Origin of the sequence: Kocuria sp. ZOR0020, from assembly GCF_000800955.1 — a bacterium.
Classification (GTDB): domain Bacteria; phylum Actinomycetota; class Actinomycetes; order Actinomycetales; family Micrococcaceae; genus Kocuria; species Kocuria subflava.
Genome location: NZ_JROX01000003.1, coordinates 1 through 13371, shown reverse-complemented (window position 1 = coordinate 13371; position 13371 = coordinate 1). Strand labels below are relative to the sequence as shown.

The 13371-nt window shown below is 65.5% G+C and carries 15 protein-coding genes; 4 read left to right on the top strand and 11 right to left on the bottom strand.

Going from position 1 to position 13371, the window contains the following annotated elements:
- Positions 1-9 precede the first annotated feature (9 nt).
- A complete protein-coding gene (locus tag L979_RS16110; protein WP_197052028.1) occupies positions 10-150 on the top strand; it encodes a hypothetical protein in 141 nt (46 codons plus the stop codon).
- A 31-nt stretch (positions 151-181) separates the two neighbouring features.
- Here the strand turns inward: L979_RS16110 and L979_RS00160 are convergent, their stop codons facing one another.
- From L979_RS00160 to L979_RS00145, 4 genes are read right to left on the bottom strand one after another with little or no spacing between them, the layout of a single operon-like run.
- Positions 182-1417, bottom strand: coding sequence for a glycerate kinase (locus tag L979_RS00160; RefSeq protein ID WP_052209235.1), 1236 nt, complete (start codon positions 1415-1417; stop codon positions 182-184).
- A gap of 29 nt (positions 1418-1446) precedes the next feature.
- Positions 1447-2979: an SLC13 family permease gene (locus L979_RS00155; protein ID WP_052209234.1), complete on the bottom strand. Its 1533-nt coding sequence runs from the start codon at positions 2977-2979 to the stop codon at positions 1447-1449.
- Positions 2976-4652, bottom strand: coding sequence for a HAMP domain-containing protein (locus L979_RS00150; RefSeq protein WP_047687896.1), 1677 nt, complete (start codon positions 4650-4652; stop codon positions 2976-2978). The genes L979_RS00155 and L979_RS00150 overlap by 4 nt, the downstream gene beginning before the upstream one ends.
- Positions 4649-5029, bottom strand: a complete 381-nt coding sequence (locus tag L979_RS00145) for a hypothetical protein (RefSeq protein ID WP_156125257.1) — start codon at positions 5027-5029, stop codon at positions 4649-4651. Before L979_RS00145 ends, L979_RS00150 begins: the two co-directional genes overlap by 4 nt.
- A gap of 201 nt (positions 5030-5230) precedes the next feature.
- Between L979_RS00145 and L979_RS00140 the strand changes: the two genes are divergently transcribed.
- Both L979_RS00140 and L979_RS00135 read left to right on the top strand, forming a co-directional pair.
- On the top strand, positions 5231-5695 hold the full coding sequence (locus L979_RS00140; protein ID WP_047687892.1) for a GNAT family N-acetyltransferase: 465 nt from the start codon (positions 5231-5233) through the stop codon (positions 5693-5695).
- Positions 5692-6396 carry a M50 family metallopeptidase gene (locus L979_RS00135; RefSeq protein ID WP_047687890.1) on the top strand — a complete coding sequence of 235 codons (705 nt, stop codon included), beginning with the start codon at positions 5692-5694 and terminating at the stop codon, positions 6394-6396. The genes L979_RS00140 and L979_RS00135 overlap by 4 nt, the downstream gene beginning before the upstream one ends.
- Positions 6397-6482: 86 nt before the next feature.
- Here the strand turns inward: L979_RS00135 and L979_RS00130 are convergent, their stop codons facing one another.
- From L979_RS00130 to L979_RS00110, 5 genes are all read right to left on the bottom strand, one after another.
- Positions 6483-7670, bottom strand: a complete 1188-nt coding sequence (locus L979_RS00130) for an N-acetylmuramoyl-L-alanine amidase (RefSeq protein ID WP_052209233.1) — start codon at positions 7668-7670, stop codon at positions 6483-6485.
- A gap of 51 nt (positions 7671-7721) precedes the next feature.
- On the bottom strand, positions 7722-8732 hold the full coding sequence (locus L979_RS00125; protein WP_047687888.1) for a peptidoglycan-binding protein: 1011 nt from the start codon (positions 8730-8732) through the stop codon (positions 7722-7724).
- Between the two features lie 145 nt (positions 8733-8877).
- Positions 8878-9510: a DNA-binding response regulator gene (locus L979_RS00120; protein ID WP_231559322.1), complete on the bottom strand. Its 633-nt coding sequence runs from the start codon at positions 9508-9510 to the stop codon at positions 8878-8880.
- 363 nt (positions 9511-9873) lie between these two features.
- Entirely contained in the window at positions 9874-11028 is a 1155-nt protein-coding gene (locus L979_RS00115) for a sensor histidine kinase (RefSeq protein ID WP_047687884.1), read from the bottom strand.
- 164 nt (positions 11029-11192) lie between these two features.
- Positions 11193-11495, bottom strand: coding sequence for a hypothetical protein (locus tag L979_RS00110; protein WP_047687882.1), 303 nt, complete (start codon positions 11493-11495; stop codon positions 11193-11195).
- 189 nt (positions 11496-11684) lie between these two features.
- Between L979_RS00110 and L979_RS00105 the strand changes: the two genes are divergently transcribed.
- The gene (locus tag L979_RS00105; protein ID WP_081993471.1) at positions 11685-12416 is read left to right on the top strand and encodes a response regulator transcription factor; all 732 of its coding nucleotides are present in this window, start codon (positions 11685-11687) and stop codon (positions 12414-12416) included.
- Here L979_RS00105 and L979_RS14200 read toward each other — a convergent pair.
- The gene (locus L979_RS14200; protein ID WP_052209232.1) at positions 12406-13053 is read right to left on the bottom strand and encodes an ATP-binding cassette domain-containing protein; all 648 of its coding nucleotides are present in this window, start codon (positions 13051-13053) and stop codon (positions 12406-12408) included. The two genes, L979_RS00105 and L979_RS14200, sit on opposite strands and share 11 nt — an antisense overlap.
- Positions 13050-13371 (bottom strand): hypothetical protein (locus L979_RS16570; protein ID WP_047687880.1); only part of this gene is annotated, 322 nt, incomplete at its 5' end. The genes L979_RS16570 and L979_RS14200, both read right to left, overlap by 4 nt.

The following is a 13371-nucleotide window of genomic DNA, read 5'->3' as shown; positions in this document are numbered from 1 at the left end:
GGGCGGCCTGTGGGTGGCACCGAGCGCTGCGGAGTGTTGATCAGCACCCTGCACACCTCCAGTGTGGTCCAGGTCACCGAATCGCTCAATGTTTGGAACACGCTTCAGGCCGGAAAACCGGCGCTGAATCCGGCCAAAAGCGTGTTCTGAACAGGCGGCGCGGAGCCCAGGGCAGCTCACCTCACCAGTCGTCGCCCACCAGACGGGCTTCTGCAATGGATGCCCCCAACATCAGGGTGCGCATGAACCGTTCGGTGGCGGTGATCAGCAGGTCCTCGCCGTCGCGCACGGCCTCGGACAGGCTCATGGGCACTGGGAGGATGGAGGCCACGGCGTCGATCCCGATGCCGTGCACCGCATCCGAGCCCTGCCCCAGGGTCCCGGCCAGGCCGATCACCGGCACACCCTGATCGGCAGCACGGCGTGCCACCTCGGCAGGCACCTTGCCGCGCGGGGTCTGGAAGTCGATGGCACCTTCCGCGGTGATCACCAGGTCCGCGCCGCGGATGGACTTGTCCAGATCAATCCCCGCCAGCCCGGAGTCCAACAGGGCCTCGAACCGCGGAACCAGGGAGGCGCCGACGGCGGCCAGCCCCGCTCCCAACCCGCCGGAGGCTCCCGTACCCACTCCTTGGGCAAAGTCGGTGCCGCGTGCGGATTCGATGCAGTCGCGCTCCAGGACCCGCGCCCAGTTCTCGAATCCTGCCGCCAACTGCTCAACCTGTTCCGGGGTGGCGCCCTTCTGCGGGCCGAACACCCGGGCCACGCCGCGCGATCCGGTCAGCACGTTGTGCGGGTTCAGGGCCAACACCACATGGGCCTTGCCGGTGGCCAGGGCGGGGTGCAGCCCGGTCAGATCCAGGCTCTCCACGCGGGTCAGTTCCACACCACCTTGACCCACCTCTTGACCGTCGGCGTCCAGCACACGGACGCCGAGTGCTTGGAGGGCTCCAAGACCGCCGTCGGAGGTCCCGGAGTCACCGCAGCCGACCACCACGGAGGTGACCCCAGAATCCAGCGCGGCGGCGATCAGCTCGCCCACACCGCGGGTGGTGGTCAGGGTGGGGTCCCGGCGGTCCTGCGGCACCAGGCGCAGCCCGGCCGCGGCGGCCATCTCCACCACGGCGCGGCCTTCGGAATCGCCGCCCAGCCGGGCCCAGTGGGACTCCACCGGATCTCCCACCGGCCCGGTGACGGTTCGGTTCACGATCGATCCACCCGTGGCTGCAGCCAACGTGCGGGCGGTTCCCTCACCGCCGTCGGCAATGGGAACGGTGCGCACCCGAACGCCGGGGATGGCGCGGCGGACACCGGCACCGATGGCGCGTGCCACCTGTTCGGCACCCAGGGACTCCTTGAAGCCGGAGGGCGCCACCAGGACGCGGCGGACAAAAGCGGTGGAAGGCATGGTGGGCATCGTGAGACTCCTTTGAGGGAAACGTGTAATTACATGAAGAGCGGCAGACCCATGAGGGGCCAGATCCAGAAGGAGAAGATCAGCACCAACACGGCGCTGACGGGGGCCAGGAAGGCCGAGAGCCGCAAGAGGTGCTCGGGCTGGAAGGTCTCCACACCCTCCACGTCGGAGAACAGGGTCACCGGCTTTGCGGAGCTGGTCAGGGTGTGACAGAAGCCTGCGGCGGCAGTGGAGGCGAAGGCTGCGGCAGCCGCGTCCACGCCCAGGCCGGGTGCCAGGGCCACGATGATAGGAATCAACACGGCCGACCGCGCCGACCGTGACTGGATCACCAGGTGCGCGGCGGTGGAGAGAATTACCACCAGGATCACGAACAGCGCCGGTGCAGTGGCACCGGCAGAGTTCACCGGCCCCAGGGCCTGCCGCGCCAGCCAGTCCGCAGCTCCGGAGTTCACCAGCCCGGTTCCAAGGGTCAGGGTGGCTGCCATGAACACCAGAAGGGACCAGGGCACGGACTTCAGCGCCTTGGCCAGTTTGACCGACCCCCACTTGGGGCTGGCGGCCAGCAGCGCACCGATCAACCCCACTACCGCCGGGTGCAGACCGTGCAACGGCTCCGAACACCACAGCACCACGACGACGGCCACCAACATGGCCGAGCGTGACTGTGCCGTGGTCATGGGACCCGTGATGGGTGTGGGGGCGTGACGTTGCAGGTCCTCCAGGGTGATGGAAACCCCCAGCCGCCGGTCGGCCTTGTGCGTGAACAACCGCAGAATCAACTCGGCACAAACGTGGGAGGAGACCAACGCCAACGGCAGGCCCAGCAGCAACCAGGAAGCCACACCAAAGCTGCGTTCCCCGGCCGAGGCCAGGATCTGCGAGGTGATCAGATGCGCCCCCGCTCCCAGGTAGGAGCCCACCGCGGAGAGCAGGATGACAGCCGGGAACAGAAGGGACAGTGCCAGCACCACGCGTCGTCGCTCCTGGAGGACGGTGGCCAGCGCCACGAACACCGGCAGGGCCAGGGCGGCGCGGCCGGAGGTGGACGGCACGGCAAAGGCGGTCACCACCAGCACCAGGGTTGTCAGGTGGAACAGCTGGTTCACGGAGGTGGCACCCGTGACCACAAAGCCCGCAATCCGCGTGGCCAGGCCGGATGCGGTGACCCCTGCGGCGATCACAAAGGCCGCCAGCAGCAGCCACACGGTGTCCTCACCCAAGGAGGAGAACAGCTCGTTGTCCGTGACCACACCCGTGGCCACCAGCACCAGGGCCGCGCCCAACGCCACGTAGGTGTCATCCAACGGGGAGAAGATCCACAGCCACACGGCGGCAGCAAACACCACCAGGGTCATGGCACCCATGGGGTTCAGGTCCCCTCCGGTGGCGGCCCAGATGCACCAACCCGCGAAGGCAGCCAGGACCAACGCCACCAGCAGGGGTGCCGGTCGGAAGGTACGACGCCGTTTGGGGGCCTCGGTCTGTCCCTGCGGCGGAAGTGATGCCCACCGGGTGGCGGACGGGGTGGTCACGGTGTCAGTGGCGGAACTGCTGCTCATCGGTCCGTCTCCATGGCATCCGCCACCTGCGCTTGGTGCGCTTGCGAGGTGGCTTCCGTGGGGGCGTCGTCGTCCAGGGGCAGGTCCAGGCCCACGGTGGTGAGTCCGGAGGGATCGGAGGTGACCCAGAGGCTGCCGTGGTGAGCATCAGCCACGCTGCGGGCCACGGCCAGGCCGAGCCCCATGCCCAGGACACGGTCCTGGTCACCGTTGCCATTGGCTTGCTCCATGGGGGCGCCGGGGCCGATGTGGATGCTGGAGGTTCGGGTGCTGGGCTCGGTTTCGCCGATGTCCTCCTGGGCGGCTGAGCGGTAGTCCTCCACCATGGCGCGCACGGACTCAGGGGCCAGCGGATCGCCCTGGTTGGACACGGAAACCCGCAGGACCGTACCCGGCAGCACGGAGGCTTCAGCGGCATCCGGCACCACGGAATCTGCGTGGCGGCCTGTGTTCTCCGGGTCCAGGACCACCCCGGCCAGGGTGATCTCCTCGCCGGTCTGCGTGTGGTCGGCGGCGTTACGGGCCAACTGCAGCAAAGCGGCCTGGACGGCGTCCCGGTCCAGGTTGGCTGTGGTTTCAGGCACCTCATGCAGAGTCCACTCGTGCTGGGGGCTCAGACGGGTGGCCTCCTGCAGGACCTGGACCAGCATGGCGGGTACGGAGACCTGCTTGCGGCGCAGGAATCCGGGGGTCTGGGCATCTGCCAGCAGGGCCAGGTCTCCCAAGGTGCGGCGCATCTCCCACAGGGAGGACCGTGCCGTGGAAGGACCTTCACGGGAAGCGGTCTCCAACGCCCGCAAACTCTTGTCCAGGGGGCGGTTCAGGTGAACGCGGGCCTCGGCCACAAAGTGGCGTTGCCGACCGTAGGCGTACTCTAAACGGTCCAGCATGCCGTTGACCGAATGGGCTGCCCGGGCAATGTCGTCCCGGCCCTCCACGGGGATACGGGCGGAGAGGTCCTGGTCATCAATGGCGGTGGCCAGTTCGCTGATCCTGCGCACAGGCAACAGAATCTGACCGGCCACAAACCATGCGATGGCCGCCGTCAACACCAGGCCACCCGTGGCCACTGCCACCAGGATGAAGGTCTGCTGGTTGACCTGCTCCTGAGCGGGGTCGGTGAACTGGAGCACCAACAGGGCGGAACCACCTTCGGTTTCGGCCCGGCCCCAGCGCATGGTGCCGTACTCGGTTTCATCCACGCCGGAGGCAGCCGCTGCAGTCATCAGGCGTTCCACCTCGGCGTTGTCCTGGGCCAGCAGCTCTCCGGCGTCATCAGCAGCGTTGTCCAGGAACATGATGCGTTCATCGGTCACGGCAATGAATGCCTCATGAGTGGCCGGGGTCTGGCGGGAGAGGTAGCGCTCCATCAGCTCCGTCTCAGAGGTGAAGGGCTCCGCGGTGGTGGGGTCCACTCCTTCGCCCACGAAAGTCCGGAACTCGTCCACCTCCTGGACAATGCCCTCATTGGCGGCTTGGGCCACCTGTCCCATGAGGATCGAGCGCATGGAGGCAACAATGGCCAACAGCACGATGGCCGTCGTGAGCACCATCCACCCCACAATCCGCCACCGGGCGGAGATCCGTGAGCCACGGGTTTCGGTGGGTTTGGCGGTGGCGGCCTGGGCCGGGTTGGCGGTGGGTGTGGGTCCGATCGGCTTTGCGGTGTTCATCGGTCCACCGTCCCGGTCTCGGGGTGCTCGTCGGCATCAGCAAAGTCATCGTCGTCATGGTCAATGTCGTCTTCGACGTCACCGACGATGTCGTCATCAGCAGGCGTTGACGCGCCGACTCCCGGGGCCGTGACGTCCCCGTTCTGATCCACGCTGCCCGGAACCACAGGGGCCACGGAGCCGGATCGCGGACCGGGGGAGGCGCCGTGGTCGGGGTCCTGGGAGGTGTCTTGGGAGGTGCCGTCCACGGTCTGGGAGGTGACCGGGTCCGTGGGAAGTGCCGGGGGAGCGGTGGTGCGGGCCAATTGCTGGGTGCCCAAAGCGGTGAGCACCGGGATGGCCATGACCACCAGTAGAAGGGTGAGTCGCCTGATCATGGCGGGCAGTGAACAGCACGCTTATGAAAGCCACATGAGGCCCTGACCGGCGCAAACACTTGCCGCGGCATCCATGGGGACGTTCATCCGCGGGATCGCGGGGTTGAGCCACCGCCCAGGTGGTGTCTGAGAAGTTCTCAGAAATCTCGCGCGGGGACCGCCACATGGTCATCATTCAGGATGGGCTCGTAGGATCCCGGCATGACTGACGTTCAGGTGTTCGCCCACGCCCCGCAAGAGATGACCGCCATCCAGATGCAGAAAATTCTGCAGGTGCGGGTGGCCGTGTTCGTGGCCGAACAGCAGATCATCTGCGAGGAGATCGATGACCTGGACCGCGCGGAGACCACTGTGCACATCTGGCTGGAAGTCGATGGCAACGTGGTCTCCGTCCTCCGACTGCTGACGGACGGTCCCGTGGTGCGGATCGGGAGGGTGGTCACGGCAGCTGCCCACCGGCGTCGTGGGCATTCGGAAACATTGATGCGCCAGGCCCTGGACCGGGCGGCACCGACCGGGCGGCCTGTGGAGATCCATGCCCAGGCTTATCTGGAGGCTTGGTACGGCAAGTTCGGGTTTGAGCGCACCGGCCCCAACTTCCTGGAGGAAGGTATTGACCACGTGCTCATGACGTGGCGCGGGTATCCGGAGGCCGCCCACTCGTGACATTCGCGCAGTTCCTGGGCGGGTTGTTCTCCGCCCGGCCGGTTCCACCCGCCGACTCCTGGGTCCTGCTGCTGTGTCTGGCCACCGCCGTGGCACTGAGCGGACCCCGTGCCACCTGGCGATGGTTCGGTCTGGTGGTCACCGTGGTGCACGAACTCGGGCACGCACTGGCCGGTCTGCTCACCGGGCGCCGGGTCATGCGCATCCGCATCAACGCCAATCACTCTGGCGTCACCCATTCCATGGGTCGCGGCGCCTCAGCCATGTGGTCCACGTTCTGGGGCTACCCGTTCCCCGCCCTGGTGGGGGCGGCCTGGACCGCGGCAGTGGGCGCAGGGTACTGGCCACTGGCCGCAGTGCTCAGTGCAGTTGTCCTGCTGGTTTCCTTGGTGGTCATGCGCGGCTGGCTCTCCTGGCTGGTCACGACGACGACGGCCACCCTGCTGCTCACCCTCTCCTGGTTCGATCTGACAGTGGGCCGATGGTTCCTGCTGGCTGTTGGCGCCGCCCTGTGGATCGGAGCTGTGCGTGCGTGGATCAACCTGGTGCGCCACCACGTGAAGTCAGGGCGCAGGCGCCTGCCCTCATCTGACGCCACACTCTTGGCAGCCGGCACGGGTGTACCTGCATGGTTGTGGTTGGCCGCATTCCTGGGTGTGATCGCGCTGTGCGGGTTGTGGATTCTGGGGGCGTGGGTCTAGGGGCCGTAGGTGAACACAACGTCACCTACGACCCCCAGTGCTCCACTCACTGTGTTGTCGATCCGGGCGGTTGGTGCCGGTTCTCGTCACCGCCCACCTTTGAGGGCAGCCCACGTCTGAGTGCCAACAACGCCATCTGCGCTCAGAGACCGTGAACGCTGGTAGTTCTTCACCGCGATCTCTGTATTGGGCCCGAATTGACCGTCCACGGTCAGCCCCGCCGTCATGGTGGCATTCAGTGCCTTCTGCAAGGCGGTGACCTCTGCACCTGCTGCGCCCATGGCCAGCCGGGATCCCGCTGCAGCTCGAGCCTCCAGCGCGCCCCAGGTCTTGGGTCCAACCACACCGTCGGCCGTGGTGCCAATGGCGCGCTGGAAGGACTGGACGGCGGCCAGTGTGGCCGGGCCAAAGGATCCATCTGCGGCCCCTGGGCTGTGGCCCCGTGCGGCAAGGAGCTTCTGAAGGCGGACCACTGCATCGCCGGTGCTGCCCTGCCGCAAGGTGGGGTAGGTCGTCGTCGGTGGCAGCGGAGGCGGCCCCCCGAGCTGGGAGACCAGGATTCGCCCAGCGGACAGGGACCTGGCCACATCCGAACGCAGGGTGGGCAGGGCAGCCACGAATGCGTCGCCGCAACAGCTGGTGCTGCCGAAATGACGATGCGGGACGATGTTGGCCACGGGGATCCGGTACTGCTGGCAGATGTAGGTGGCCAGATGAACCAGGGTGGCGTACAGGCTCTGCGTGGGCAGGACCCTGCTGTAGACACCTTCGCATTCGATGCCCACGGCCTTGGAATTGTTGTTGGCAACATGCGCGCCCAGGACAAAGGACGCGCCACCCTGAAGGGTTCGTACGGAACCGTGGCGACCCTCCAGTGCGTGGCCGCCGCGGCTGATGGAGAACTGTTGACCGGAGTCCGCCCAACCACGGGCAAAGTGCCAACTTTGCACGCTGCGCGCAATACGATGCGCGGCGGCCACGGAGTAGTCCGTGACGTTGGGGGAATCCATGTGGTGGATCACCAGGTAGGTGGGTCGGTAGTTCAAGGTGCTCAGCGCTGATGTTGGGGGTTTGGCACCCCAAGCGGCCGTGGAGATGATGGCGGGGGGCGCGATCGCGGCCAAGGCCGGTGCTTGGGAAGTGACGGCGCTCGCGGCGGTGGTCATGCCCAGAGCACCCAGCAGGGTGGAGGCCTTGATGACCCCTCGCCGGGAGAACTGTGTGGGCGCCTTCTCGGCGGTTGCCGATGCGGGAGAAACGGTGTGGAGATTCACGGCAGGGTTCCTTCCTTGGAGAGTGACAGTGACGGCTGACGGCCCGCGGCCTCAGCGTCCGCCCTTGAGGGCAGCCCAGGTCTGGGTGCCAACCACGCCGTCGGCACTGAGACCACGGCTCTTCTGATACCTGACAACGGCGTTGTGAGTGGCGGGTCCGAATTGACCGTCAACCGTGAGCCCCGAGCCCATGGTGGCGTTCAGCGCCTTCTGCAGAGCCGTCACGTCACTGCCCGAGGAGCCTTGCTTGAGCGTGGTGGACCCGGCTGCACGGGCTTCCAAGGCCCCCCAGGTCTTGGGCCCCACCACGCCGTCGACCGTGGTGCCGATGTTGCCCTGGAATCTGCGCACCGCCGTTGCGGTGGCTGGTCCGAACTGCCCGTCCACGGTCACCGAGTAGCCCCGGGCCTTGAGCAGGTTTTGCAGCTGGGTCACGGCCGCACCCGATGCACCTTGCTGGAGGGTGGGGTAGGACGACGACGGCGGGGTCACCGGGCCACCGGTCTTGGGCAGGCCCGGGAAGGCGTAGGAGATCTCCCGGCCGGCGGTCACCGAAGATCCACAGCGGAAGTCATCGATCAGGGAGGCATCCCGCACAATGGCACCGTTGCGTTCGATTTGGAGGTGCAGGTGAGGCCCGGTGGAGTTGCCGGTTGAGCCCATGTAGCCAATGACTTGGCCCTTCTTCACGCTGGCGCCATTGGCCACGTTGTACTTGCTCAGATGCATGTACTTGGTGGCCCACCCACCGGCATGGCCGACCGTGATCATGTTGCCGGAACGGGCCCCGTAGCCCAGGTAGGTGACCTTGCCGTCTGCTGCCGCGCGAATGGGGGTCCCGGTGACGTTGGCGATGTCGAAGCCGCCGTGGGAGTTGCCGGACCTGCAGTACCCGTTGGGTGTTCCCGTGATGGTTCCAGAGGTCGGCATGCTCATGGCGCCTTGGTCGGCGTGGGCGGCTGGCGCGCCCATTCCCACGAAACTGCCGGCCAAAATGGCTCCGGCACCCAACAGGGTGGCCAAGCGGGTGGTCAGTGGACGGGTGATCGTGTTCGGTGACATGGCGGGCTCCTCACGTTGTGACCCTTGCAGGTGGTTCGGCAAGTGGTGAGCACCACAGTCGTGGCCACCTAAACCCGGGGCCAGACCTTGGGTGCCACGCTGAACTCACGACTGCGGTTTGGTGGCCATGTGGTTGACCATTCGGTCAGTGCAGGTGGTCCACAGGGGTTTGGGGACTGCTGTCAACCTCAGCAAGGTGCGGCGTGGCCAAACCCAGCTCATAGGCGCGGACAAGAAGTTGTACACGGTCCCGGGCGCCGAGCTTCTTGCTGGCACCTGCCAGATAGGCCTTCACCGATCCCAGGGACACGAACAACGCCATGGCCATCTCTTGGTTGTTGCGGCCTTGGGCCAAGTGGTTCAAGACAGCCACCTCGTGGGAATCGAGTCCATATTTGGCGGCGGTGTTCGCGGACAACCCGGCGGGTTCGCGCCCCAGGGCGCGGGCGGCAAGGGCCCGCATGGTCCTTGCCTCCACCACCAGATCGCTGTCCAAGCAGCAGTGCAGCGCTTGCACAAAATCGTTGCATTCGGCTTCCTTGCTCAGATAGCCGCAGGCTCCCGCGCGCAATGCCGTAACGGCCAGCTCCAGGTCATCACCGCCCGAAAGGGTGAGAATCCGTAGCCGAGGGCACTCGGCCAAGATGGCACGAATCGAATCGGCGGCCGTGTCTCGAACCAGGTCGAGGTCAAGGACCATGATCTGGACCGCATCGTTGCGGGTCCGCATGATCTCGAAGGCCTCATCCACCGTCCGTGCGGCGCCGGCCAGGACCATGGAGACCAAGGGGGAGGTGGTAGGACTGCCCTGAGATTCACGGCTGAAACACAAACTCAGCGCATGTGTCAGCAATGGTTGGGCCGTGACGAGCAGGACGGACGGTCTGTGTGTGCAGGCAGCGGTGGTTCGATGCTGTGGTGCGTGGGTGGATGTGACAACAGCTGTGGGGGACATAGATCCATCTCCTGTTCTGACTTCAGCCCGAGGTGGGCTGCTTCAAGCATCGGAGGTGGCCGTGGTGCGTGGATCGGTCGGGTGGACACTGCCAATCATCCAATTGGCTTACTTGCAGTTCGGCCGTGGGGATGGCCGGGACGGTCTGGTGAAGCGTGGATGCAGCTCAGAGGCACATCAGGAGTTTCACCCCACGCTGATCCCCGGCGCCCCGCCGGATTCCAGGAGGGGCAGGCGGACGCCAAGTAGCCATTCGGAGCCCTCGGGCTGGGAGATCAATTCGCCACCGAGCACGTCCACTCGCTCGCGCACACCCACCAGCCCGAATCCAGATGTGGGAAAGTTCAGCGATTCTCCCGGCACGGTGTTGCGCATGAAGAACTCCACGTGGGCGCGGGTCACCGTCAAAGACACCGCGCAGGTTGCGTGCAGCCCGGCGTGCTTGATCACGTTGGTTGTACCCTCACGCAAGACTGCGGCCACGGTCACGCGCAGGCCCACAGGGATTTCATCTGTGTCCCCGATGATCTGAACCGTGGTGGGTATGTCAACGGCCGTCAGTTTGTCCCGGGCCTGATTGATGGCCTGCACCAGGTCCGTGACATGCCCCGCGGCGTCGTTGGGATCGCTTGGGGCGCGGGCGGCACCATCGGCACGCATCACGGCGATCAACCGGCGCATCTCCTCCAGGCCCGAACGGGCGGAATCGCCGATCACTTGCAGGGACTGATGTGCGTCGTCCAAGTCGCGGCTCATACCGCCTGCGCGTGCTTGCATGGCGATGATGGTGAGTTCGTGCGCCACGATGTCGTGCAGTTCCCGGGCCAAGTTCTTGCGTTCTTGGACGCGGGCCAACGCGGTGGCAGTCTCAGCACCCTCGCGTCGTCGTCTTTCGGAGACCACCTGCTCCGTGAGCATCTGCACGGCAATGCCGGGTACGACAAAAGCAACGGTGACCGGCAGGTAGCCCCACAAAGCCTCATTGGGCAAGTTGGAAGTCCATGGAACCCAAATGGCCGCCCAGATCAGGGTCACGCCCAGGCTCACTGCGATGGTGCGACCCCGTGATGTGAACGCAGCGAACGCCAGGCCCAGGTACACAAAGGGGATCAGTCCGCCGGGAGCAGGGTCGAACAGGATCGGAAACCACGAGAGCACAAGGAAAAGGGGCGCCACCTGGGGGCGAAGCAAGACCAAGCACAGGTAAGTGCTGCTGGCAACCGATGCCCCAACCCTGATGAAATCGATAGTGGCCAGGTCCTGCTGGTCTTCCCCAACGAGCGTCAAAGCGTCGCTGATGACAGAGGCCACGGCAATGGCCAAGCCCGCCCACACCAGCACGATGTGCGGTTTTTGCCCTTTGAGCTCCAGTAAGCGCCGAACGGATCGCAGAGGCCCAGGCAAAGGAAGGGGTGGGTTCTTTCGGGCTCGACTTGCAGCGTCCAACTCCATCCGCCACCACCTTAGACATGGTGCCGGTGAAGTAAGCCTGCGGCTGGCTCACCTCAGCACCAGAAGTACCACCCACCACATCGCCCGAAGTTCTTGGCGGTCGTGACCGGGATCTGACCTGCGCCCAGGTTGGGCGATCCCACCTGGGTTGTGGGTTGGGTCACACTCAAAGGTACCTGTGTGGCCAGTGCGTTTGAAGTGAAAGCCATGGCAGGGGCGGGGGCCAGTGCGGCAACGGCGATGGCGGCGGCTGCAACGCACTGCGTGAGGCGACGCCCAGCACGACGACGCCCCGTAGTTGCGAAGGTGTCCGGACGAGCGGTCTGTGCGGCTGCGGTGGTGTTCTGGAAAGTCATGTCCTTGCCCTTCTGGCGTGCAGGTCAACTGCAATTGATGTGATGTGCACCACTGTGGCCGTCAAAGTGGCGGGCGTGCATCGCCCGGTTGGCGGTGGCCGCTCATCCTTCTGACGGAGAATGATCCAAGATCGACTTGCCTTGAGCTTTCACGTGACCACACCAAGGACGTATGGATACTCTCAATGCATGGAATCAGCGCGGAGACCATCCACCAGCCACGCTCACGCCGAGGAATCCCGAGTGGAGCCCTCGGAGCAACAGATTTCGGTGCTGCTGGTGGACGACCAACGGTTGATGCTCACGGCTTTGCGTGCCTACGTGAACAGTGACTCCCGCCTAAAGGTGGTGGGGGAGGCCATGAACGGTGAAGCAGCTGTGCAGCAAGTCCGAGCGCTGCGCCCCGATGTTGTGCTCATGGACCTTCAGATGCCGGTGATGGATGGTGTGGTGGCCACCGAGCACATTGCCGCTGAGTTCCCTCAGGTGCAGATCCTGGCTCTGACCGCGTTTCAATCGGACGAGTACGTGGTTCCCGTGTTGCGAGCCGGTGCCAATGGTTACCTCCTCAAGGGCGCTGAGCCGGAGGAAGTTCTTGCTGCCATTCACACCGTGCATGCGGGGGGTTCCGTGGTGTCCTCTGCAGTGGCGTGCACCCTCATCCACACGCTGAAGCAGGAGGCCCCCCGGCGCGCGGCGGACCAGGAGGTGCAGCGAAAGGCAGCGCTGCTTTCCGCCCGTGAGCTGGATGTTGTGGAGGCTCTGTGCGAGGGCAAGAGCAACCGAGAGATCGCCAAATCCCTGGCGATGTCCGAAGCCACCGTCAAGACCCATCTGTCCAATGTGCTGCACAAGTTGGAAGTCCATGACCGCCTGCAGATCGCTGTGATGGCGCTGCGCGAGGGCATTGTCAAGGTGTGAGCGACGGCGATTCGTTCCACGGTGGGGCCAACGTCCGCCAGTTCTCTGACGGGTGCAGAAGATCACCGTGAGTGCGGCTGCTCAGAAGCACAGTGCCGCCACCATCCAGGTGCTGCTGCAGTGCAGCCACCATGCGCCGTGCCGGTTGCACGCCGACCGCAGCGAACGGCTCATCCAGGACCAAGAGCCCAGCCCCGTGGCAGCTCAAGGCAGCCGTGAACCAGACGATCTGCGCTTGTTCACTGGTCAGATCTCGGCACAGCAGATCTTCCACGTGAGCCTGCAGTACGTGGTGCAGCAGTGTCAGGGAGGCGGTCTGGTCCACGTGGTGGGCGGCCGCGTAGAAATGCAGCTGCTCCCGCACCGTCAACAGGGGGTAAATGGCTGGTGCGGAAGTCATGTACCAGCGCAGAGTGCGGGCGTCAGCCGAATTGGCCGGGTGCCCATCCAGGGTGACAGCTCCACGTGCGGGTCTGTGACTACCTGCCACCAGGCCCAGCAGCGTGGATTTGCCGCTGCCGCTGTCCCCGGTCAGGTGCAGGCATTCACTTGGACCCACGCCGAAGGTGACGTCCTGGAGCCCAGCACCGCCAGCGGGCCAGGTGAAACTGAGCTGGTCAACCTCCAGGAGCGTCACAGCATGCGTCCATCGGTTGCGGCGTGCGCGGAGGCCACGCTGTGCCAGGAACACATCACCTGCATCGCAGTTGTCACTGCCACCACCGCCGTGAGCACTCCGTAAGTCAGGATCAACCGTGCAGGGGATGCCCCCAACCAGAACCCGGTCACAACAACGAGGGCCCCGGCCGCAACTGTCAGGCTCGCGGAAGCAACCGCCGGAAGTACTTCCCGGGACACGAACACCTGGCCCGTGTCCCAGCCCGCGTGGGTCAGGATCTGAGCGTCGCGGCAACCGGTCCTGCGGTGTCTGCGGAACCGGCCAGCGGCACCCAAG